This is a genomic window from uncultured Roseobacter sp., assembly GCF_947492555.1.
Lineage (GTDB): Bacteria > Pseudomonadota > Alphaproteobacteria > Rhodobacterales > Rhodobacteraceae > Roseobacter.
This window is the reverse complement of the sequence record NZ_CANLNE010000003.1, coordinates 945,342-966,498: the sequence shown is the minus strand read 5'-3', so window position 1 is coordinate 966,498 and position 21,157 is coordinate 945,342. Positions and strand designations below refer to the sequence as shown.

At 62.6% G+C, this 21,157-nt stretch carries 18 protein-coding genes; 9 read left to right on the top strand and 9 right to left on the bottom strand.

Features of this window, described 5'->3' with window-relative positions:
* Positions 1–69 precede the first annotated feature (69 nt).
* Together Q1A07_RS17890 and mfd are read left to right on the top strand one after the other, a co-directional pair.
* On the top strand, positions 70–597 hold the full coding sequence (locus Q1A07_RS17890) for a component of SufBCD complex (protein ID WP_299783376.1): 528 nt from the start codon (positions 70–72) through the stop codon (positions 595–597).
* A gap of 33 nt (positions 598–630) precedes the next feature.
* Positions 631–4,095, top strand: a complete 3,465-nt coding sequence (gene mfd, locus Q1A07_RS17885; RefSeq protein WP_299783375.1) for a transcription-repair coupling factor — start codon at positions 631–633, stop codon at positions 4,093–4,095.
* On the opposite strand, the gene Q1A07_RS17880 is transcribed toward mfd, so the two are convergent.
* The 3 genes from Q1A07_RS17880 to Q1A07_RS17870 all read right to left on the bottom strand — a co-directional run bounded on the left by Q1A07_RS17880 (position 4,096) and on the right by Q1A07_RS17870 (position 7,588).
* Positions 4,096–5,289 carry a multidrug effflux MFS transporter gene (locus tag Q1A07_RS17880; RefSeq protein WP_299783566.1) on the bottom strand — a complete coding sequence of 398 codons (1,194 nt, stop codon included), beginning with the start codon at positions 5,287–5,289 and terminating at the stop codon, positions 4,096–4,098. It abuts the gene before it with no gap.
* Positions 5,290–5,436: 147 nt separating this feature from the next.
* A complete protein-coding gene (locus tag Q1A07_RS17875) occupies positions 5,437–6,078 on the bottom strand; it encodes a DsbA family oxidoreductase (protein WP_299783374.1) in 642 nt (213 codons plus the stop codon).
* Positions 6,071–7,588 (bottom strand): class I adenylate-forming enzyme family protein, encoded by a 1,518-nt coding sequence (locus Q1A07_RS17870; protein WP_299783373.1) that lies wholly within the window; start codon positions 7,586–7,588, stop codon positions 6,071–6,073. The genes Q1A07_RS17875 and Q1A07_RS17870 overlap by 8 nt, the downstream gene beginning before the upstream one ends.
* Before the next feature lie 64 nt (positions 7,589–7,652).
* Here Q1A07_RS17870 and Q1A07_RS17865 point away from each other — a divergent pair, with 64 nt between their 5' ends.
* The gene (locus tag Q1A07_RS17865) at positions 7,653–8,276 is read left to right on the top strand and encodes an XRE family transcriptional regulator (RefSeq protein ID WP_195821991.1); all 624 of its coding nucleotides are present in this window, start codon (positions 7,653–7,655) and stop codon (positions 8,274–8,276) included.
* A gap of 2 nt (positions 8,277–8,278) precedes the next feature.
* Here the strand turns inward: Q1A07_RS17865 and Q1A07_RS17860 are convergent, their stop codons facing one another.
* Positions 8,279–9,994 carry an extracellular solute-binding protein gene (locus Q1A07_RS17860; RefSeq protein WP_299783565.1) on the bottom strand — a complete coding sequence of 572 codons (1,716 nt, stop codon included), beginning with the start codon at positions 9,992–9,994 and terminating at the stop codon, positions 8,279–8,281.
* A 442-nt stretch (positions 9,995–10,436) separates the two neighbouring features.
* On the opposite strand from Q1A07_RS17860, the gene Q1A07_RS17855 reads away from it, so the two are divergent.
* Both Q1A07_RS17855 and Q1A07_RS17850 read left to right on the top strand, forming a co-directional pair.
* A complete protein-coding gene (locus tag Q1A07_RS17855; RefSeq protein WP_299783372.1) occupies positions 10,437–11,222 on the top strand; it encodes a 3-hydroxybutyrate dehydrogenase in 786 nt (261 codons plus the stop codon).
* Between the two features lie 61 nt (positions 11,223–11,283).
* Entirely contained in the window at positions 11,284–12,321 is a 1,038-nt protein-coding gene (locus Q1A07_RS17850; RefSeq protein ID WP_299783371.1) for a patatin-like phospholipase family protein, read from the top strand.
* Between the two features lies 1 nt (position 12,322).
* Here Q1A07_RS17850 and Q1A07_RS17845 read toward each other — a convergent pair whose 3' ends face one another.
* From Q1A07_RS17845 to Q1A07_RS17830, 4 genes are all read right to left on the bottom strand, one after another.
* A complete protein-coding gene (locus Q1A07_RS17845) occupies positions 12,323–13,042 on the bottom strand; it encodes a DUF502 domain-containing protein (RefSeq protein ID WP_299783370.1) in 720 nt (239 codons plus the stop codon).
* A 76-nt stretch (positions 13,043–13,118) separates the two neighbouring features.
* Positions 13,119–14,051 (bottom strand): pseudouridine-5'-phosphate glycosidase, encoded by a 933-nt coding sequence (locus Q1A07_RS17840; protein ID WP_299783369.1) that lies wholly within the window; start codon positions 14,049–14,051, stop codon positions 13,119–13,121.
* Positions 14,048–14,941, bottom strand: coding sequence for a PfkB family carbohydrate kinase (locus Q1A07_RS17835; RefSeq protein WP_299783368.1), 894 nt, complete (start codon positions 14,939–14,941; stop codon positions 14,048–14,050). Before Q1A07_RS17835 ends, Q1A07_RS17840 begins: the two co-directional genes overlap by 4 nt.
* Positions 14,942–14,983: 42 nt before the next feature.
* The gene (locus Q1A07_RS17830) at positions 14,984–15,808 is read right to left on the bottom strand and encodes a DUF4198 domain-containing protein (RefSeq protein WP_299783367.1); all 825 of its coding nucleotides are present in this window, start codon (positions 15,806–15,808) and stop codon (positions 14,984–14,986) included.
* On the opposite strand from Q1A07_RS17830, the gene Q1A07_RS17825 reads away from it, so the two are divergent.
* On the top strand, positions 15,795–16,940 hold the full coding sequence (locus tag Q1A07_RS17825; RefSeq protein WP_299783366.1) for a HupE/UreJ family protein: 1,146 nt from the start codon (positions 15,795–15,797) through the stop codon (positions 16,938–16,940). The genes Q1A07_RS17830 and Q1A07_RS17825 overlap by 14 nt on opposite strands.
* 4 nt (positions 16,941–16,944) lie before the next feature.
* Here the strand turns inward: Q1A07_RS17825 and Q1A07_RS17820 are convergent, their stop codons facing one another.
* Complete coding sequence (locus tag Q1A07_RS17820; protein WP_299783365.1) at positions 16,945–17,565, bottom strand: thiamine phosphate synthase; 621 nt, start codon at positions 17,563–17,565, stop codon at positions 16,945–16,947.
* A 142-nt stretch (positions 17,566–17,707) separates the two neighbouring features.
* Between Q1A07_RS17820 and Q1A07_RS17815 the strand changes: the two genes are divergently transcribed.
* The 3 genes from Q1A07_RS17815 to Q1A07_RS17805 all read left to right on the top strand — a co-directional run bounded on the left by Q1A07_RS17815 (position 17,708) and on the right by Q1A07_RS17805 (position 21,156).
* Complete coding sequence (locus tag Q1A07_RS17815) at positions 17,708–18,463, top strand: RNA methyltransferase (protein WP_299783364.1); 756 nt, start codon at positions 17,708–17,710, stop codon at positions 18,461–18,463.
* 66 nt (positions 18,464–18,529) lie between these two features.
* On the top strand, positions 18,530–19,684 hold the full coding sequence (gene ctaA, locus Q1A07_RS17810) for a heme A synthase (RefSeq protein ID WP_299783363.1): 1,155 nt from the start codon (positions 18,530–18,532) through the stop codon (positions 19,682–19,684).
* The gene (locus Q1A07_RS17805; protein ID WP_299783362.1) at positions 19,681–21,156 is read left to right on the top strand and encodes a carboxypeptidase M32; all 1,476 of its coding nucleotides are present in this window, start codon (positions 19,681–19,683) and stop codon (positions 21,154–21,156) included. The genes ctaA and Q1A07_RS17805 overlap by 4 nt, the downstream gene beginning before the upstream one ends.
* Position 21,157 lies beyond the last annotated feature (1 nt).

Here is a 21,157-nt window from a genome sequence, read left to right as displayed (position 1 = left end):
AAGCCAAGGGTAGGAATTGCCGCGCCCTATCGCTAAGAGGGTCAAAACACATAACAAAAGCGTACCCCCTTGAGCTTCTACCAGAACGTTTTTGAACTCATAGACATGCGGTCCTTCTCGAACCTGTGGTTCTGGATCGCCTTGGCAGTTCTGTGGTCCACCGCCAGCCACTGGGTGCTTGGCGTGCCCTACGATATGGTCCTGCGCGCGCGCCGTTATGGTGGGCAGGCAGAACAGGACCTTGAGGATATGGTGCGCATCAACACCAACCGGCTCTTGTTCATCGCCAATGTCTCTGGCCTTTGGCTGCTGGGGCTTGGGTGTTTCCTGCTCACGGCGTTCGGGGTGCTTGGCTTCTTTTACGCATTGGAAATCGCGCAGGCGCTGTTTTTAATGGGCTTGCCAATGTCCATCGTGGGGCTGTTATCGCTCTCCACCGCGCGGCTCATCCACCAGGAGAGCGCCAACGGAGAGTTGTTACGCCGTCGTCTGACACGACATCGCCTCTATGTTCAGATCATTGGCATGATCTCGATTTTCGTCACCGCGCTCTGGGGCATGTATCAAAACCTGTCCATTGGCCCATTGAGCAGTTGACACCACGCGGTCAAAAGCCAATTGAAGCAGGCCATGGCTGATCCAAAGCATATCACCGTTTCCGGCGTGCCCGAAGGGTATGACGCGCGTTTCCTGCTGTCCGAGCTGGAGCGGCAGAAGGCACCGATCCTGCACGTCGCCCGCGATGACAAGCGGCTGGCGGCGATGCGGGCTGCCTTGCGATTCTTTGCGCCCGACATGCCGGTCATCACCTTTCCCGGTTGGGATTGCCTGCCCTATGACCGGGTGTCGCCCAATGCTGATATCTCTGCGCAGCGCATGGCGACGCTGGCGGGGCTCGTGCACGGCATGCCGGCGCAGTTCATCCTGCTGACCACGCTGAACGCCGCGACCCAGCGTGTGCCGGCGCGCGCGACCCTCCAGGATGCGGCCTTTACCGCCCGTGTGGGGGACCGCGTGGACGAGGCGGCATTGCGGCAATTTCTCGTGCGCATGGGGTTCGTGCAAAGCCCCACGGTGACGGAACCGGGCGATTACGCAATTCGGGGCGGCATCATCGACATCTATCCGCCGGGCGATCTGGGGCCGGTGCGGCTGGATTTCTTTGGCGACGTGCTGGATGGCGCGCGCCGTTTCGACGCGGCCACGCAGCGGACCACCGAAAAGCTGGGTCTGGTGGAACTGGCCCCGGTGTCGGAGGTCATTCTGGACGAAGCAGCAATCACCCGTTTCCGGCAGAACTACCGCATCGAATTTGGCGCCGCAGGCACCGACGATCCGCTCTATGAGGCCATCAGCGCCGGGCGCAAGCATCAGGGCGCCGAGCACTGGCTGCCGTTTTTTCATGACAGGCTGGAGACGCTTTTCGACTATCTGCCGGACGCCGTCGTTACGCTGGATGATCAGGTCACGCCCAGCCGGTTGGCCCGATGGGAGAGCATCGCGGATCAATACGAGACCCGGCGCCTTGCCATGGCGAACCGGTCCAAGATGGACAGCGTCTATAAGCCAAGCCCGCCGGACGCGCTCTATCTGGATGACGCCGCCTGGGAACAGGCAACAAACGCGCGACGCATGCTGCAGCTGGCCGCCCTTCCGCAACCGACGGGCCTGGGTGTCACCGATGCAGGTGCCCGCATCGGACGCAGTTTTGCGCCAGAGAGACAACAGGAATCGCTGAGCCTTTTCGGGGCTCTGGCGGCACATGTTAAGGTAAAGTTGGCGGAAGGGCCGGTCCTGATCGCCAGCTACTCCGAGGGTGCGCGCGAGCGGTTGACCGGCCTCATCGAAGACGAAGGTGTCGCCGAGGCGATCCCGGTCCCGGACGCCACACGCATCGGCAAACGCGGGCTGCATCTGGCGGTCTGGGCACTGGAGCACGGGTTCGAGGCGCCGGGGCTCACGGTGATTTCCGAGCAGGACGTGCTTGGAGATCGGCTGATCCGGCGCCCGGCCAAGAAACGCCGTGCGGAAAACTTCCTGACCGAGACGCAATCGCTCAGCCCCGGCGATCTGATCGTGCACGTCGATCACGGAATTGGCCGCTACAAGGGGCTGGAGGTGGTCACCGCCGCGGGGGCCGCGCATGAATGTATCCTGCTGGAATATGCTGAAGGATCAAAGCTTTATCTGCCGGTCGAGAACATTGAACTGCTGTCGAAATACGGTCATGAAGAGGGCCTGCTCGACCGGTTGGGCGGGGGCGCGTGGCAAGCCAAGAAAGCGCGCCTCAAAGAGCGCATCCGCGAAGTCGCTGATAAACTCATCCGCATTGCCGCCGAGCGCGCGTTGCGCAAGGCGCCGGTGCTGGAGCCGCCGCCGGGCATGTGGGATGCCTTTTCCGCGCGTTTTCCTTATCAGGAAACCGATGATCAGCTGCGCGCCATCGGCGAGGTCATTGACGATCTGACTTCCGGCAACCCGATGGACCGGCTGGTCTGTGGCGACGTGGGTTTTGGCAAGACCGAGGTGGCGATGCGTGCGGCTTTCGTGGCGGCCATGTCCGGCGTGCAGGTCGCGGTGATCGCACCGACGACGTTGCTGGTCCGGCAGCACTACAAGAGCTTTGCCGAACGGTTCCGAGGTTTCCCGATCAACGTGCGCCAGCTCAGCCGTTTTGTCTCTGCCAAAGAAGCGAACGCGACCCGGGACGGCATGTCGCGCGGCACCGTGGATATCGTGATCGGCACCCACGCGCTGCTGGCCAAGGGCATTCGGTTCCAGAACCTCGGCCTGCTGGTCATTGATGAGGAACAGCATTTCGGCGTGACGCACAAGGAACGGCTGAAGCAGCTGCGCAGCGACATCCACGTGCTGACCCTGACCGCAACACCGATTCCGCGCACCCTGCAGCTGAGCCTGACCGGCGTGCGCGACCTCAGCATCATCGGCACGCCGCCGGTAGACCGATTGGCGATCCGCACTTATGTGAGCGAATTCGACACCGTCACCCTGCGTGAGGCGCTGCTGCGTGAACACTATCGCGGCGGGCAGTCCTTTTACGTGGTGCCGCGCATTTCCGACCTGCCGGAGATCGAGGAATTCCTCAAGGATCAGCTGCCCGAACTGACCTATGTGGTGGCGCATGGGCAGATGGCGGCGGGCGAGCTCGACGACCGGATGAATGCGTTCTACGACGGGAAATTCGATGTGCTGCTGGCCACGACCATTGTGGAATCCGGCCTCGATATCCCTACCGCCAATACGATGATCGTGCACCGGGCGGATATGTTCGGTCTTGCACAACTCTACCAGATCCGGGGGCGGGTCGGGCGGTCAAAAACCCGCGCCTATGCCTATCTCACCACCAAACCGCGCACCAAGCTGACGGATACGGCGGAAAAGCGGCTGCGGGTGCTTTCCAGCCTCGACACGCTGGGCGCCGGGTTCACGCTGGCCAGCCAGGACCTGGACATTCGCGGCGCGGGCAACCTGCTGGGCGAGGAACAATCTGGCCAGATGCGTGACGTCGGTTTCGAGCTTTATCAATCCATGCTGGAGGAGGCGATTGCCAAGATCCGTGCAGGCGAGATGGAAGGTCTCAGCGAGGCGGATGATCAATGGGCACCGCAGATCAACCTTGGCGTGCCGGTGCTGATCCCCGAAGACTATGTGCCCGATCTCGACGTGCGCCTGGGCCTCTATCGCCGCCTCAGCAGCCTGACGACAAAGGTCGAACTGGAAGGGTTTGCCGCTGAACTGATTGACCGCTTTGGAAAATTACCAAGGGAGGTCAATACGTTGATGCTCGTGGTGCGGATAAAGGCGATGTGCAAGAGGGCCGGGATTGCCAAGCTCGATGGCGGGCCCAAGGGTGCCACGATCCAGTTTCACAACGATAAATTCGCCTCCCCCAAGGGGCTGGTCGAGTTCATTCAGGATCAGCGCGGGTTGGCGAAGGTCAAGGACAACAAGATTGTCGTGCGCCGTGACTGGAAAGCGGATGCGGATAAGATCAAGGGGGCCTTTGCCATTGCCCGTGATCTGGCGGAAAAGGTCGTGGCCGAAAAGAAAGCCAAACGCGCCAAGGCAAGTTGATCACTCGGCAGGTAGCCGCGCCTCGATCCGCCCCATGTAGCGCATCACCAGAAACGCACAGCAGGCCATCACGAAGACCGCCCCTACAAGCGGCCGCACCGTGCCGTCGAAGAGTAGCCCGATGGGCGAGGCAATGGCGGCGGCCAGCACCGTGGAGACGGACCCGATCACGCTGGCGGCCATGCCCGCGATATGCCCCATCGGTTCCATCGCGATGGCGTTGAGATTGCCGATGGTCAACCCAGCCTGAAAGAACAGATAGGCCTGCCAAAGGGCGAAAATGGCAAAGGCCGTGCCCCCATGGGTCTCATTGTGAATCAGAACGGTGATGGACAGCACAATCTGTACTGCCAGCGCCATGGTAATCAGCCGCCGCATGCCCAGCCGCATCACCAGCATTGCGTTGAGAAAACTGGCGCCTGCAGAGACCAGCGCAATGCCCCCGAACCAGAAATGGAAGGTATCCTGCTTGTCGTAAATCTGTTCATAAACTGGCTGGATCAGCATCAGCACGGTGAACAACATCGACATACACAGCGTCTGCACCACGATCGACAGGCGCACGATGGGGTGGGCGAACATCTCGTGCACTGCGGCCAGCATCAGGCGCGGCCTGAACGATCGTCTGTCTTCGCGCGCCAGTGTTTCGGGCAAGCGCAGGCCCAGCCAGAGCACTGATATGGCGGAAAACACGATGAAGGCCGCAAAAATCCCGCGCCATCCTTCGGTGGCAATGATGAAATAGCCCAGCGTCGGCGCAAACCCGGGCACCAGCGTGAAAATGATCATCACGATGGACACGATTTTGGCCATTTCCCGACCGGCATAGAGGTCCCGGATGATGGCGATGGAGACGACGCGTGGCCCTGCAGCGCCCAGACCCTGCAGGATGCGCGCGGCCAGTACAATTTCGAAGGTGGAACTGGCCCAGGCGATGGCCGAGGCCGCCATGTAGAGCCCTGCGCCACAGACCATCACCGTGCGCCGCCCAAAGGCGTCCGACAGCGGCCCGGTGAAAAACGTCCCAATCCCCATGCCCAGCACGAAGGAGGTCATGATCAGGGGCGCGCGTGTGGGTTCTTCGGGTGTCAGCTCGCGCGCAACATCGGGCAGAGCGGGCAGCATCGCATCAATGGAAAAGGCGATGGTGGCAAACATCATTGCCATCAATGCGATGAATTCAACCCGCCCCATGGCCGGTTGCGATCCTGATGTCGACACGCTTTTCACTCCCCAGTCGCAGCCCCGACGGGGATCAGCTGCGCCTGGAATCGGTGTAACCCACAGTTGTAGGGCAGACAACGTCACATTTTCACACAGTCGCGTCTGCGCCCGTGCAAGTCAGGCAGCGGCTGTCAGCTCGCCAATGACCTTCGTCCAGAGTTCGGGCGGCTGCGCGCCCGGCACCGCGTGTTTGCCCGCAACGATGAACGTCGGCACGGAATTCACGCTCATGGAGCGGCTGTGCGCATCCCGCGCGCGGATATCTTCCTCATCCGCATCCGACAGCAGCAGTTTGCGCACCACGGCGGCGTCCATGTCGATGCCATCGGCAATATCGGCCAGCACATCGTGATCGCCAATGTCCCGGGCCTCAACGAAATAGGCGGTGAAGAGGGCGGAAACGGCGGCAGTCTGGCGGCCCTCAATGCCCGCCCAGTGGATCAGCCGATGCGCATCCAGCGTGTTGGGTGTGCGTTTCATACCTTCGAAGTCGATCTTGAGGCCCGCCGCCTCGGCATGCTCGACCACCGGGGCATAGGCGCGCACCGCCCCGTCCTTGCCGCCGAACTTGCCTTCGAGATAGGCACGCCTGTCCATACCATCGCGCGGCATGTCGGGGTTGAGCTGGAAGGGGTGCCATTCGATCTTGAACGGGTGGTCGGGATGATCGGCCAGCGCCTTGTCGAGATGGGTTTTACCGATATAGCACCAGGGGCAGATCGGATCGGACATGATGTCGAGCTTGATGGGGTCAGTCATTGCGGGCCTCAAATCCGGCACGCAGGGCCCGCCGGAGAATTTTGCCATTGGCGCCCATGGGCAGCTCTGGCACGTGAATGAAAAGGCGCGGTTGCTTGTAGCGCGCCAGCGTCGCCTTCACATATGTCTCAAAGGTGGTTTCGTCCAGTGCGGCGGGTGCCGTGTAAAAGGCCGCGATCACACGCGCATCCGCCTTGACCTCCACATCGGTGACCGCCACGCCGGTGATCCCGGGCAGGGTGGCCAGCGCCGTTTCCACCTCGATGGGTGACACGCGGTAGCCGCCCGCGTTCATCATATCGTCGTTGCGGCCCAGATAGGTGATCTGACCATCTTGAGACATCACCGCTTGATCGCCGGTCAGGAACCACTCCCCCTGCAGGCGCGCGGCGGTCTCGGCCTCGGCGCCGAGATATCCCAGCATCAGGCCCGGATCATCTCGGTGCACGGCAATGGTGCCTTCCTCTCCCACCGGCACGGGACCGTCCGGCCCCAGAAGCGCCACGCGACGTCCCGGTTGTGGTTGGCCAAGCGCGCCGGCAGCGGCAGGGCTGTCAGGCGCGCCGGAGATGAAGGTGGAGCATTCCGACATGCCGTAGGCTTCGAACACCTCCGTCCCGCTGGCCGCGCGCCAGCTCTCCGCCACGCGGGTCGCAAGCTTTTCCCCAGCACTGAGACCGTGGCGCAGGGCGGGGCAGCGCATGGCATCTCCCGATTTCAACATCTGTCGGTAGACCCCCGGGGCAGCGGCAAAAATCGTGACCTCGTGGTCTGCCAGAAGCCTTGGCAACGCAGATGCTGTAGTGCCTGCCGCCGGAATGAGCGCCGTCGCGCCGACCGTCCAGGGGTCCATCAACCCGGTGCCCAACGTGTAGGTCCAGTTGAATGCCCCGGCGTGCAGGACACGGTCCTGTGGGGTCAGCCCGTACCAGCCATCGAACATCATCCGCCGCGCCCAGATCGCACGGTGGGCATGGGCGACGGCACGCGGCACGCCCGAGGTGCCGGAGGTGTAAATGATATAGCCCAGCCGGTTGGGGTCGCCCATGTCGTAAGGCGCGGGCGGCAAATCACGGAACCCCCGCAGCCTTTGAAGGTCTATTTTCACGGGGTGATCCGCGCAGGCGACATCCGGGTCCTGCAACACCGCCTTTGGCTGAATGTTGGCAATTATTTGCGCCGTTTCCGGCCGGGTCAACGCGGCGGAGGTCGGCACCGGCACCAGCCCTGCGGCCAATGCGCCCAGATAGGCCAGCGGGAAATCGACGGTATTGCCGAGCCGCATTAGCACGCGGTCCCCCGGGACCAGCCCCAGCCCCAGCAGACCAGTCGCCGTGCCGCGCACCGCACGTTCCAGCGCGTCGTACCGCCACCGTTCAATGCCGGTCTCGCCCAGGATCAGCAGCGCATCCTTGTCGGGCACCCGCTCTGCTGCAGACAATACATAGGCGGCCATGTTGAAGGGCGCAGGGCAGGGCGCGGGCGGCCCCTCATCGAAAAGGGATAACATGAGCGGGTGCTAGCCCGGTGCCGGGCACGTTGCAAGCCTGCGCGCGAGGTCCTATAGATTTTGGATGACCAATGCTGACCCTAAGACACTTATCAAGATTGCCCGCGAAAGCGGCGGCTCCGATCACGGGACGCCCGTCGATCTGGGCCAGCGCGTCCGCGAGTTGCGCAAGGCCCGCGACTGGACGCTGGAACAGGCGGCCAGCCAGGCGGGGCTTGCCCGCTCGACGCTGAGCAAGATCGAAAACGGCCAGATGTCACCGACCTACGACGCGCTGAAAAAGCTGGCCATCGGGCTGGAAATCTCGGTGCCGCAGCTTTTTACGCCGCCGCGCGCCGGGCAGGTCAATGGCCGGATGGCGGTGACCAAGAGCGGGCAGGGTGCAGCGCAGGCCACGGTCACATATGAGCATGAATTGCTGGCCGATACGCTGACCAAAAAGCAGATGCTGCCCTATCGCGCCCGCGTGCGCGCCCGGAAGATGGAAGAATTCGAAGGCTGGGTGCGCCATGACGGCGAGGAATTCCTCTATGTGCTGACCGGGGTGATCCGGCTCTATACCGAGTTCTACGAGCCGGTAGAGATGCGGCGCGGCGACAGCGCCTATTACGACGCGACCATGGGCCACAACGTGGTGTCGGTCAGCGAAGAGGATGCCAACATCCTCTGGGTCACCTCCCTGACCTAGGCTCAGGACGGGCCGTACCACCAGACCTGCGGCATGTATTCGGGCCCGTCGCCGTAAATCGGCAGGGTTTCGGGGAACTTCATCTCCCTGATATGCGCGATCTGGCCCTTGGTGAACTGCCAGAACGGGATCACATAGCGCCCCGCGGTCAGCGCCCGGTCCAGCGCGCGCACGGCGGCGGTAAACTCCTCTTCACTGCGCGCCGACAACATCACGTCGATCATCCCGTCCACCGCCGGAGAAGCCACACCCATCAGGTTGCGCGAGCCCGGTTGCGTCGCGGCCTTCGAGCCCCAGTAGAACCGCTGCTCATTGCCCGGGGACAGGGACACGGCGCGCCGGAAGGTCGTCATGTCGAAGTCAAAAGCGCTCTCTCGCTCGGTGAATTGCGCGCTATCCGTGGTTTCAATCCTGACGTCCAACCCAAGCCGTTTCAGCGCCGTCAGATAAAGATCGGCAATCGCCATGTGCTCGCTATTGTTCTGCTCCACAAGAATGGTGAACTGCAGCGGCGCGCCGTCGGCGTTGCGCATGATGCCATCCTGCGGCGTCCATCCTGCCTCCTCCAGCAGCTTCATCGCTGTGCGGATGCCCCGGCGGTTGCGGGCGGAGCCATCGCTGACGGGCAAGGCATAGCCCTCCAGCGTGCCGGGCAGCAGCGCGTCGCGATAGGGGGCGAGCAGGGCGGTCACGACGTCATCCGCAGGCCCCGGCGCCATCGCCAGATCGGAGTTGGAGAAGTAGGAGGTGATGCGCGGCTGCACGCCCCCCGTGAGCGTATCGTTGATGTATTCGAAATTGAACGCCTGGATCATCGCCTCGCGCACCCGCCAGTCGTCAAAGGGCGGTTTGCGCGTGTTCATGACAAAACCGGTCATGCCGGAGGGCTTCTGATGCGGGATTTCGGACTTGACCATATTGCCCTGCCGGACAGCGGGGAAATTATACTGCGTCTGCCATTTCTCCGCATTGAACTCCCGCAGTGCGGAGATTTCACCTGCCTTCAGCGCTTCAAAGAGAACGGACGTGTCTCCGTAGAAATCGATGCGGATGTCGTCGAAATTGAAGGTGCCGCGGCGAAACGGCAGGTCGGCCCCCCAATACTCCGGATTGCGGGTCAGCTGCACAAAGCGTCCGGCCTCATAATCCGTGACACTGTAGGGGCCGGAACCAAGGGGCACCTCGCTGAGCGGCGCATTGGCAAAGTCACGCCCTTCCCACTGCGCACGGCTGAGGATCGGGCGCAGCCCGGCAAGCAGAGCAAGTTCCCGGTTGTCGGTGTTGAATTCGATCCTCAGGGAGCGCGGCCCGGTCTGGGTGATGCTGTCGATCTGGCCCGCCAGTCCGAGATAGCGGGGGTGGCCTTCGCTGCCCAGGATCTCGTAACTGAAGATCACATCGTCCACGGTCACCGGCGTGCCGTCAGAGAATTCTGCGCCTTCACGCAGGGTGAAAGCGACCCAGGATCGGTCCTCCGGCACCTCGATTGATTCGGCCAGAAGACCGTAAAGCGTGAAAGGTTCGTCCCAGGAGCGCCCCATCAGGCTCTCATGAGTGAAAAATCTGAGCTGCCAGGGGACTGTGCCTTTGCGCACAAACGGGTTGAGGCTGTCAAAACCGCCCGAGTTGCCAAGCGTAATGCTGCCGCCCTTCGGTGCATCCGCGCGCGCATAGGGCAAAGACACAAAATCAGGTGGCAGTGCGGGGGCACCGTACATAGATATCCCGTGCGTTGGCTGTGCCAAGACAGAAGCGGCCGAGAGAATCGCCGCAAAAGCCGCCAGAAACCGTGAAACCGGGCGGAAAAAAACAATACCCATTTTGGAGACAATCCCCTGCTGCCCTTGTTTTGTTGGACCTGAGCCTACCGAGGTATTTCCGTCTTATCAAACTTTTAGCTTGGCCTGCGGCGTCAGATTGCTTATAAACAAGTCACTGCTCGATAGGTTTCTTGCCTGTATGAAACCTGCCTCAATAACTTAACGCCTGCCTTGTGCAGGCGTTTTTTTTTAGCCCATCCTGTTTTGAAAATGATCTGCACTGGGTTGTGCGCGCCGGCGCTGATCACAACTACAGGTGTGAAAGGCGTTTCCTTTGCATGCGCAGCAAGGCATGATGCGTGCAACGCAGCATTTCATTTTGCAGGGAAAGGTCCCCACCATGGCATTCGAGATTTCACTGGCCGGAAAAACCGCCGTCATCACCGGGTCAAACTCCGGCATTGGTCTGGGCATCGCCTGGGAATTGGCCAAGGCGGGCGCGGACATCGTGCTCAATTCCTTTACCGATACTGATGAAGATCATGCGCTGGCCCGGGAGATGGCGGAGGCCACGGGTGTCACTGCACGCTACATTCAGGCGGACATGTCCAAAGGTGAAGACTGCCGCCGCCTGATCGATGATGCGGGCCAATGCGATATCCTGGTGAACAATGCAGGTATCCAGCACGTCGCAGCGATCCCCGACTTCCCGGTGGAGAAATGGGACGCGATCATCGCGATCAACATGTCGTCAGCCTTTCACACCACGGCCATTGCCTTGCCGATGATGCGCGAGGCCGGATGGGGGCGGGTGATCAACATCGCCTCGGCGCATGGGCTGACGGCCTCGCCCTACAAATCAGCCTATATCGCGGCGAAACACGGGGTTGTCGGCCTGACGAAGACCACCGCGCTTGAGACCGCCAAGGAACCGATCACTGCCAATGCCATTTGTCCGGGTTATGTTCTGACGCCCATCGTGGAGAAACAGATCCCCGATACGATGAAGGAGTATGACATGAGCCGCGAGGAAGTGATCGAGAATGTCATGCTGACGCGGCAGCCGTCCAAGGAATTTGCCACCGTCGAGCAGATGGGGGGCACGGCGACCTTCCTGTGCTCGGATGCCGCCGCGCAGATCACCGGCACGACGATCAGCGTCGATGGCGGCTGGACGGCGCTTTAAGAGATTTCTTGCCTCCGGCGGGGATATTTTCAGCCAGAAGAAACAAGGAAGGACGCGGGCGATGGCGGTAAAGCGGATCAATCTAGCGTTGCAGGGCGGGGGCGCGCATGGCGCCTTTACCTGGGGGGTTCTCGACCGTCTTTTGTGTGAAGAGGATATCGAGATATCCGCGATTTCCGGCACTTCGGCGGGGGCGCTCAACGGGGCCGCACTCAAGGCGGGCATGATCGAAGGCGGGCGACAGGGGGCGCGGGATCGGCTGGACTGGCTCTGGAAAGAGGTTGGTGCGCGGCCGGATTTGCATCTGCCGGCCTGGATGGTGCCGTTTTCGCTGGGCGATTTTAGCCAAGCGCTGGAGTATTCCTGGCCGGTGATGGCGGCCGATGCCTGGTCGCGGGCAGTCTCGCCCTATGCCTACGGTCCGCTCTACCGCAATCCGCTGCGCGGTATTGTCGAGAAATTCGATCTGGACGCGGTGCATGAAGAAGGCGGTAAAGGTCCGTGCCTCTTCATCTGTGCTACCCGTGTGCGCAACGGCAAGGTGCGTGTTTTCAAGGACAGTGAGATCAGCACCGATGCCATTCTCGCCTCTGCCTGTCTGCCGACGGTGTTTCAGGCGGTTGAGGTTGAAGACGCCGAAACCGGGCTGACCGAAGCCTTCTGGGACGGCGGGTACACCGGAAATCCGGCGCTTTTCCCGCTTTTCAACCCGTCGCTGCCGGACGATATCCTGATCATCAACATCAACCCGCTGGAACGCACGGAACTGCCCCGCTCGGCGCAGGAGATCCAGAACCGCATCAACGAGATCAGCTTCAATTCTTCGCTGCTGCGCGAATTGCGCGCCATCGAATTCGTGCAACGGCTGCTGGAACGCGGCGAGTTGTCGACGGAGCAGAAAAGCCGCGTGCTGATCCATATGGTGGCCGATGACGCGCTGATGAACGAGCTGTCGGTGGCGACCAAGCTTGTGCCGACGCCCTTCACGCTGTCACGGCTCAAGACCGCCGGGCAACAGGCCGCCGAGACCTTCATCACCCATCATAAAAAAGACCTGAACAAGCGCAGCTCGGTCGATCTGGTTGATATGTTTCAGTAGGTCAGGTGCTGATTTCAGGCACCGGAGTGCTCGGGTCTTTGCCGTTCGGATAAACCAGCCCGGCGGAGATCACCAGTTTCGCGGCATCTTCCACGGTCATGTCCAACTCGATGACATCGGTTTCCGGGAAGAACAGCAGAAAGCCCGACGTCGGGTTGGGTGTGGTGGGCACAAAGATGCTGAGCATCGGCGCGCCATCATTGCCGCGCATGGCCACTTCGCCCTTGGTGGTGGTCGAGATGAAGCCGATCGCCCAGATGCCCTTGCGCGGGTATTCGATCAGGCAGGCCTTTTCAAAGGACCGCTCGGACTGCGCAAAAACGGTTTCGGAAATCTGCTTGATGCCGGAATAGATTGTGCGCACCACCGGCGTGCGTTCCACCAGGCTTTCGCCGTAGCGGATCAGGGAGCGTCCTATAAGCCCCTTGGCCATCCAGCCCACAATGATCGTGAAGATCAGGAAAATCACGACGCCGATGCCGCGGATGTTGATCTGGATCTCCGGGTCGAGCCCCAGCCAGTCCTGCAGCAATCGGTCAGGCTGGTAGTTTCCGGGCACCAGCGGCAGGACAAAGCCGTCGATCCACCCCACAACCGACCAGATCAGCCAGATCGTCAGGCCCACCGGAGCGATCACGACAAGCCCTGTCAGAAACGATGCGCGCAGTCGGCTCAGGAGGCTGCCCCGCGCGGGGGGCTCTGGATCAAACGGAGTATTCATAACGCTTCTCTAACTGACGTCCCTCGTAGGTAGGGGCAATACCCGGGCTGCACAATGAAATTGCAACAGCCGCGCATCAACTTCCCGTATCCCGCGAAAGCGTGGCCAATTCCGATGCAATCTCGGCAGCCAACCGGGCGTTGTTGCGCACCAGCGCGATGTTCGCGGTCAGGGATCTACCTTCCGTAAGCTCGAAAATCCGCTGCAGCAGGTAGGGGGTCACCGCCTTGCCGCGAATGCCATGGGCATCCGCATCCGCCTGCGCCTGTGCGATGATCGGCGCAAGGGTGGCCGCCGCGATCTCATCATCTGCCGGGATCGGGTTCGCCACCAGCTGGCCGCCCGGCAGGCCGAGCAGGCCGCGCATGTACTGCGCCCGTGCGATCTCGGCGGCACTGTCCATGCGCAGGGGGGCCTTGAGGGGCGACGAGGCGCTCCAGAAGGCCGGGAAACTGTCCTGTCCCACGACGATCACCGGCACGCCCTGGGTCTCCAGCACTTCCAGCGTCTTGTCCACGTCCAGAATGGCCTTGGCCCCGGCGGCAACAACCGTCACAGGGGTCTGGGCCAGTTCCATCAGGTCGGCGGAGATGTCGAAATTATCCTCGGCACCGCGGTGCACGCCGCCAATGCCCCCGGTGCCAAAGACCTCGATCCCCGCGAGATGCGCAGCGATCATCGTCGCCGCCACGGTGGTTGCGCCGGTGCCGCCGCTGGCCATGCAGGCGGCCAGATCGGCGCGTGACAGTTTGGCGACTCCCTTGGCCTGCGCGAGCGTTTCCAGCTGGCTGTCATCGAGGCCGATGTGCAGCATGCCGTCGATCACCGCGATGGTGGCCGGGGTTGCACCGGCGGCGCGGATATCGTCCTCCACCTGCCGCGCGACCTCGAGGTTTTGCGGATAGGGCATGCCGTGCGTGATGATCGTACTCTCCAGCGCAACCACGGGCTTGCCGGTGGCAAGGGCGGCGGAGACTTCGGCGGAATGAAGCAGGGGCAGGGGGGTCATAGGGCAGTTTCTCCGGAAACATAGGTGGCGGCGGCATGCAGGGCACGGCGCAGGGCGTCTTCGGCTGTCGCGCCGTCGGCATCGGCCGCGATATGGGCAGCCATGAAGGTATCACCGGCACCGGTGACGCGGGTCACCAGCACCTGCGGGGGTGTCTGGGTCAGCAAGCCATCTGGCCGCCCTTCGGTTGCATCGGACCCGCCATCGGTGACCAGCACGCGCGCCGCACCCCGTGTCAGCAGTCCCTCGGCAGCGCTGCGGGACTCGCCGAACTTGCGCTGGCACAGCAGGCCGGCCTCTTCGAGGTTCACATAGAGCGTACCGCGCCCGCCCTGCACGAAAGGCGCCAGCCGTTCCGCCTTGCCGGGCGAGGCCGGGGCCACGCGCAAATCCGCCTTGGCCAGCACCGGGCTGCGGGCGATATCGCTCAGCAGATCCAGTTTCAGATTGCCGTCGAGGGCCACAAGACCCTCAAAGGGCGCCTCGGATGTGGCCAGCCGCCCGTCAGTCAGCGCAGCAAGTATCTTGGAGCCTGCCGCCTCCAGTGAATGCGCATCGGCAATGGCGGCGATCAGCCCGTTGGCCCCCTCAACCGCCATGTAGATATCGGTGGGCAGGTCGTCGGAGCGATAGATGGTCTCGGTGATCATGCCCCGCGCAGCACAGGCGGCCACCAGCTCATCGCCCTCCGCATCGCGGCCAATGGCGGTCAACAGCGCCGGGGTCAGGCCAAAGCGCACAAGTGTCATGGCGATGTTCATCGCCACGCCGCCCGGCAGCCGTGTGATGCGCCCGGGCACGTCCGATCCCTGCCGCATGGCGCTTGCCGAACGCCCGATCACGTCCCAGAGGACAGAACCAATGCACAGAATATCGGGTGTCGCAGTCATAAAGGTCTTCTGACCGGGAATGTGGCGAGGTTCAAGGGTGCCTCACTCCGGCACGGCAAATGTCAACGCCGCCCAGAGCGTTTCCCACACTGGCGCCGTCTCCGAGGTGCCCGCCTCCGGGCTGGGGCGGAGCACGACCGCATCCAGCAGGTAGCTGTGCCCGGATGTCACCGGCACGCTGGCCTCACCGGCGGCATCGGTCCGGGTCAGGCTCACAGTCACCGCGCCATCCGGGGCACGGTCGAAGATTTCCACCTGCGCATCTGCACGCGGCACATCCTGATAGAGCACCTGCACCCGCATCTGCCCGTCGAACTCTGGGTCGTAGGGGTTTGTCAGGGCCACAAATTCGGTGTCCATCCCGAACGCCCGGTCTTGTCCTGTCCCGCTGCCCACGGCGACCAGCGCCTTGGCATGGCGCGTATAGCTTTCGCGGAATCCCTCTTGCGGCCATCCGGCGGCCAGATGATCGCTTGCGGCGGTGGTGAAATCCTTGTGATCGGCGAATTTCAGGAACTTCTCCCATATCTTGTAGGTCAGCCGCGAGGGCACGGTTTCGTGCAGGACCACCAGCAACCCGTCCTGATCCGGGGCCGTGCCCTGCAGCGCGGGCGTATCGCCCATCCGGCCAGCCACCGCCGTGACCTTTTCGCCCATTGCCATCTCGAAGCGGGTGAAGCGATTGTCGAACCAAGCCAGCGACGTGCCTTTGAAGTTCTCGCCATTGCGCAGGCTCGCCACCACCGGTGCACCCGGGGCGATCAGATATTTTTTTGGCTCAATCCAAAACTCATGGCCAACGGCAGACGTAGAGGTTAGCAGTAACGCAACGAAAAAAATTCGTGAGACACCCATGAGATCATCCATTCAACTTACCCTGCTCAAGCTGTTTCTTTTGGCGCTTTTGTCAACCGTGAGCCTGTGGTCCGCACCTTCACGCGGCACGGCACATGAACTTGTCCCGACAATTGCCGATCTGTCGGTCGAGGAGGGAGAGCGGGTGGTTCTGGATCTGCGCATCAACCTGGAGGCATTTCTCTCCGGCGTCGATCTCGACGCGGTGGAAAACACCAATGACGACGACGCGGGCGATGTCTACACGAACCTGCGGGCCCTGACGCCGGAAGCGCTGGCGGAACAGGTGCCCCAGCTGATAGCACTCTGGAACGCCGCCCCCCTTGCGGAGGCCGGCGCGGCACTGGAGTTCAGCCAGACCGGCCTGGATGTGCCGGACGGGATCGATATCGAACTGCCCCGCATTTCCCTGCTGACGCTGACCGCGCCATTGCCGGAAGGGGCGGCGGAGGTGAGGGTGAACTGGCCTGCGGGTTCGGGGGCGCTGGTCCTGCGCCAGCAGGGCGTCGAAGAACCCTATACCGGGTACCTCAACGGCGGCGAGAGCAGCCCGCCAATTGCCATCGCAGGGGGCGGGGCCGAAACGTCGATGCAGGCGTTTCTGGGCTATATCCCGGTGGGTTTCGATCACATTCTGCCCAAAGGCCTGGATCACATCCTCTTTGTCCTTGGGCTCTTTTTCCTCAGTACCCGGTTACGGCCCCTGATCTGGCAGGTCAGCGCCTTCACGCTGGCGCATACCGTGACGCTCGCGCTCGGCGCGCTCGGCTGGGTGAACATCCCCGGCGAGATCGTGGAACCCCTGATTGCCGCCTCCATCGTCTATGTGGCCATCGAAAATGTCTTTACCTCTGGCCTGAACCCCTGGCGCCCGGCGGTGATCTTTGCCTTCGGGCTGTTGCACGGCCTTGGGTTCGCCTCGGTGCTGGGGGACTTCGGCCTGCCGCCGGGGCAGTTCCTGCCTGCCTTGATCGGCTTCAACATCGGCGTGGAAATCGGGCAGCTGACGGTGATCGCCATCGCCTTCTTGCTGGTCGGCTGGTTCGCAAAAAAGACATGGTACCGGGCGCGGATCGCGGTGCCTGCCTCCTGCGTGATCGCGGCGGTTGGTGCCTATTGGTTCATGGAGCGGGTCTTCCTCTGACGCGCTAGGCCATGGCGGAGGCAAGCGCGCCGAGCGCCTTGACCGGGTCCTCGCTGGCCCAGATTTCTTCGCCGAGGCCAAAGAAATCGGTATAGGGTGCAAGCTGTGCGATCATCGCCGCATCCAGCGCGCCCTCGGCCACGATGGGCACCTCAATCACCTCTGACCACCACTGAAAGAGGTCCATATCGGCAAAGCTGCCGTCACCGAGGGCAGAGGCCTGCACCGGGCCGAAGCTGACGTAGTCCGTACCGGCCTCGCCTGCGCTCATCCCGTCGTGGCGCGAGGTCCCGCAGAAGGTGCCGACAATCGCATCCTCGCCCAGAGCCTTGCGCGTATCGCGCACGGAACGGGCCGCATCGGTCAGATGCACGCCATCCAGCCCCAACCGGTCCGACAGCAGCGTGTGATCGGTCAGCACCAGGGCAATGTCGCGGGCATGGGTCACCTCGCGCAGCGCATCCGCCGTGCGGGCAAGACGGTCTTCATCGCGGGTGGCCAGGTCGAGCCGCACGCAGGCCACGGGATGAGCATCCAGAACCGAGGCAAGAAGGTCGGGAAATCTGCTAAGCTCAACCTCTGGCGGGGTTATCAGGTAGAGCTGCGGTTGCTCGGGCGTGTCCATGGGCCGTCCTTTGGAAGTCTTTTTCCGAGCAGTAGCGCAAGTAACGGTGAATGAAAACTTTTATGCCATCATAAGGACCATTTCGACGCCGCAAAAAACGCCCGCGCTTGCGGCAGGGCGCATCGCCCCGTATGAGGCCGGTATGAGCCTGCCTGTCGAACACTCCAGCATCCCCGCCTTTGTCCTCGTGCGCCCGCAGATGGGCGAAAACATCGGAGCTGCCGCGCGGGCCATGTGGAATTTCGGGCTGGACCGTATGCGCATTGTGGCACCGCGCGACGGCTGGCCCAACCAGAGCGCCGTGGCGATGGCCAGCGGCGCGGGGCGGCTGCTGGACGAAGCCCTGCTGAGTGACGATCTGCCCGGGGCCATCGGCGACAGCACCTTTGTTTTTGCCACCACCGCGCGGTCGCGGGATCTGACCAAACCGATCTACAGCCCCGAAGCCGCCATGCGCCTTGCCGCCGAGAAAATCGCGCAAGGACAACGGGTTTCGGTGCTCTTTGGGCCTGAGCGTGCCGGGTTGGAGAACGACGACATCGCCCGCGCCAATGCGATCATCTCTGTGCCGGTGAACCCGGCTTTTGCCTCGCTTAACCTCGCACAATGTGTGCTGCTGGTGGGCTATGAATGGATGCGCGCGGTGGGGGACGTGACGGCCCAAACCACCGAGATGGCGGGCACCGATTGGGCCGAGGCGATCGAGATCGAGCATCTGGCGAACCACTATCAGGACCGCATGGAAGAGGCCGGTTTCTTCTTTCCCGAACACAAGGCCCACTCGATGCGCACCAACCTGCGCAACATGTGGAGCCGGATGCCGCTGACCCGCGCGGATGTGCAGATGATGCACGGCATGCTGCGCCAGCTGGTCCGCTGGAAGATGCGCGGTGATTAGACGCGCTGGACGCGCCTGCACACAGGAATTAGGTATGCAGCGCAAGAGTAAAACAAGGACGTGCAGATGAGCAGCAAGCGCAAGCTCTTCGAAGAGGTGCAGAGTTCCGAGGACGCCCGACCGGTGGCGCAACCGGGGCTGATCGATCAGGGGCAGGGAGGCGCCCGCGGGGCCATCCGCATCTGGCTGATGATCCTCTTTGCCCTCGTCTTTCTGATGATTGCTGTAGGGGGGCTGACGCGTCTGACCGACAGCGGGCTCAGCATCACCGAATGGCGTCCGATCACCGGGGCGCTGCCGCCGATGAGCGCCGCCGACTGGCAATCCGAGTTCGAGAAATATCAGGCCATTGACGAGTTCCGCATCCAGAACCAATGGATGGAACTTAACGATTTCAAGGTCATCTACTGGTGGGAATGGGGGCATCGCCAGCTTGGCCGGGTGATCGGTCTGGTCTGGGCACTTGGCTTTGGCTGGTTCGCGGTGCGTCGCCAGATCCCTGCCGGTTGGACCCCGAAACTGCTGCTGCTGGGTGCCTTGGGCGGCGCGCAGGGGGCGATTGGCTGGTGGATGGTCGCTTCGGGTGTGACGCAGGGGGAAAGCACCACGGATGTGGCCAGCTACCGGCTGGCAACGCATCTTGGGCTGGCCTTTGTGATCCTGGGGTTCATCACATGGTATGTGTTGCATCTGGGCCGGTCCGCACGCGATCTGATGCAGGCACGCCGCGCCAAGGAAGGCACGCAATGGGGCATGGCCACGGGCTTGCTGCATTTCACCTTTTTGCAAATCCTGATCGGTGCGCTGGTGGCTGGCATCGACGCCGGACGCAGCTATACCGACTGGCCCCTGATGGGCGGGCAGGTCTTCCCCGCCACGGCCTTCACCCTGGAACCGATGTGGCGGAATTTCTTTGAAAGTCCGGGGCTGGTGCAGTTCATCCACCGCATCACCGGCTACCTGCTGGCCGCCTTTGCCATCGTCGTCTGGCTGCGCGGGCGGAAATCATCACATGCGGCGACGCGCTTTGCCTTCAATGCCGTGATCGCCGCAGTTGCCTTGCAGATCGCCATCGGCATCGCCACGGTGCTCTATGGTGCGCCCGTGCATATCGCCCTTGTTCACCAATTGGTTGCCGTGGTTCTCTGGGTACTAATCCTGCGGGCGCGTTTCCTGAGTGGCTATCCCATCGCAACGTCCCTGAGAGGAAATGCCAAATGACCGCCTATGACGCCCTTATGACCTACACCCGTGAAACGCAGGCGCTGGCGCAGATCGCCGGGCGGTTGGATTGGGATCAGGAAACCATGATGCCGCGCGGGGCGGCCCCGCAGCGCGGCGAGGAATGCGCCGCCATCGCGGGCGTGCTGCACGCGCGCCGGGTGGATCCGCAGGTGGCCCAGTGGCTGTCGGCGCTGGACGGTGAAGAGCTGGACGCCCGGGCCTCGGCCCAGCTGCGCCACATCCGCCGCAGCTATGATCGGGCCAGCAAAGTGCCCGCCGCGCTGGCCGCCAAAATCGCGCGACTGACCTCGGAGGCGCAGGGCATCTGGGCCGAGGCGCGCGGGGCGGATGATTTTGCCGCCTTTGCACCAACCCTGCAGGAAGTCATCGCCCTCCGCCGCGAAGAGGGGCAGGCGCTTGCGGATGGCGGCGATGTCTATGACGCCTTGCTGGCCGATTATGAGCCCGGCACCACAGGCGCCGAGCTGGAGGCGATGTTTGGCGCGTTGCGCCCGGAACTGGCGGCGCTGCGCGCGGCGGTGCTGGACGCGGAGGCCCCGGCAAAGCTCTCGGGCAATTTTGACGAAGCGGCCCAGATGAAGCTGACCCGCAAGCTGGCCAAGACCTTTGGCTACGACATGACCCATGGCCGGGTCGACAAGGCCGTGCACCCTTTCAGTTCCGGGTCCGGCCTTGATGTGCGGATCACCACGCGCACCAGTGCGACCGACCCGTTTAACTGTTTTTATTCGACCATCCACGAGGTGGGCCACGCGGCCTACGAGCAGAACATCCACCGCGACTACCTGCTGACGCCGCTGGGAGAGGGCGTGTCCATGGGCGTGCACGAAAGCCAGAGCCGCATATACGAAAACCAGATCGGGCGCAGCCGCGCCTTTACCGGCTGGCTCTATGGCGAGATGCGTGATGCCTTTGGCGATTTCGGCATAAAGGATGAGGAGGCGTTTTATGGCACGGTCAACCGCGTCTCCGACGGGTACATCCGGACAGAGGCGGATGAATTACAGTACAATCTGCACGTTCTGATGCGCTTCGATCTGGAACGTGCGCTGATGTCCGGCGATCTGCAGGTGGATGATTTGGAAGCGGCCTGGAATGACAGGTTCGAGGCGGATTTCGGCTTTGCCGTCGACAAGGCGTCCAATGGCGTCTTGCAGGACGTGCACTGGTCTGTCGGGCTCTTTGGCTATTTCCCGACCTATTCGCTGGGTAATGTCTATGCCGGGTGCTTGCATGAGGCGATGCGTGCGGCCTTGCCGGATCTCGACAGCCAGCTTGCCCAGGGCAATACCTCGGGCGCGACGGCATGGCTGCGCGAGAATGTGCAGACGCACGGCGGGCTCTACGAGCCGCGCGACGTGATGGCGCGGGCGCGCGGTGCGGCCCCGTCGGAGGCACCGCTGCTGGCCTATCTGAAAGAGAAATTCACCGGCATCTATGGGCTATAAC

What these genes read in the sequence shown, in the direction of transcription:
- Q1A07_RS17850 (WP_299783371.1), top strand. Translation starts at nt 11,284, where the DNA reads ATGGCGGTAAAGCGGATCAATCTAGCGTTGCAGGGCGGGGGCGCGCAT.
- Q1A07_RS17865 (WP_195821991.1), top strand. Translation starts at nt 7,653, where the DNA reads ATGACCAATGCTGACCCTAAGACACTTATCAAGATTGCCCGCGAAAGC.
- Q1A07_RS17845 (WP_299783370.1), bottom strand. Translation starts at nt 13,042, where the DNA reads ATGAATACTCCGTTTGATCCAGAGCCCCCCGCGCGGGGCAGCCTCCTG.
- Q1A07_RS17860 (WP_299783565.1), bottom strand. Translation starts at nt 9,994, where the DNA reads ATGTACGGTGCCCCCGCACTGCCACCTGATTTTGTGTCTTTGCCCTAT.
- Q1A07_RS17875 (WP_299783374.1), bottom strand. Translation starts at nt 6,078, where the DNA reads ATGACTGACCCCATCAAGCTCGACATCATGTCCGATCCGATCTGCCCC.
- Q1A07_RS17815 (WP_299783364.1), top strand. Translation starts at nt 17,708, where the DNA reads ATGAGCCTGCCTGTCGAACACTCCAGCATCCCCGCCTTTGTCCTCGTG.
- ctaA (WP_299783363.1), top strand. Translation starts at nt 18,530, where the DNA reads ATGAGCAGCAAGCGCAAGCTCTTCGAAGAGGTGCAGAGTTCCGAGGAC.
- mfd (WP_299783375.1), top strand. Translation starts at nt 631, where the DNA reads ATGGCTGATCCAAAGCATATCACCGTTTCCGGCGTGCCCGAAGGGTAT.
- Q1A07_RS17840 (WP_299783369.1), bottom strand. Translation starts at nt 14,051, where the DNA reads ATGACCCCCCTGCCCCTGCTTCATTCCGCCGAAGTCTCCGCCGCCCTT.
- Q1A07_RS17855 (WP_299783372.1), top strand. Translation starts at nt 10,437, where the DNA reads ATGGCATTCGAGATTTCACTGGCCGGAAAAACCGCCGTCATCACCGGG.
- Q1A07_RS17835 (WP_299783368.1), bottom strand. Translation starts at nt 14,941, where the DNA reads ATGACTGCGACACCCGATATTCTGTGCATTGGTTCTGTCCTCTGGGAC.
- Q1A07_RS17820 (WP_299783365.1), bottom strand. Translation starts at nt 17,565, where the DNA reads ATGGACACGCCCGAGCAACCGCAGCTCTACCTGATAACCCCGCCAGAG.
- Q1A07_RS17880 (WP_299783566.1), bottom strand. Translation starts at nt 5,289, where the DNA reads ATGGGGCGGGTTGAATTCATCGCATTGATGGCAATGATGTTTGCCACC.
- Q1A07_RS17825 (WP_299783366.1), top strand. Translation starts at nt 15,795, where the DNA reads ATGAGATCATCCATTCAACTTACCCTGCTCAAGCTGTTTCTTTTGGCG.
- Q1A07_RS17870 (WP_299783373.1), bottom strand. Translation starts at nt 7,588, where the DNA reads ATGTTATCCCTTTTCGATGAGGGGCCGCCCGCGCCCTGCCCTGCGCCC.
- Q1A07_RS17830 (WP_299783367.1), bottom strand. Translation starts at nt 15,808, where the DNA reads ATGGATGATCTCATGGGTGTCTCACGAATTTTTTTCGTTGCGTTACTG.
- Q1A07_RS17805 (WP_299783362.1), top strand. Translation starts at nt 19,681, where the DNA reads ATGACCGCCTATGACGCCCTTATGACCTACACCCGTGAAACGCAGGCG.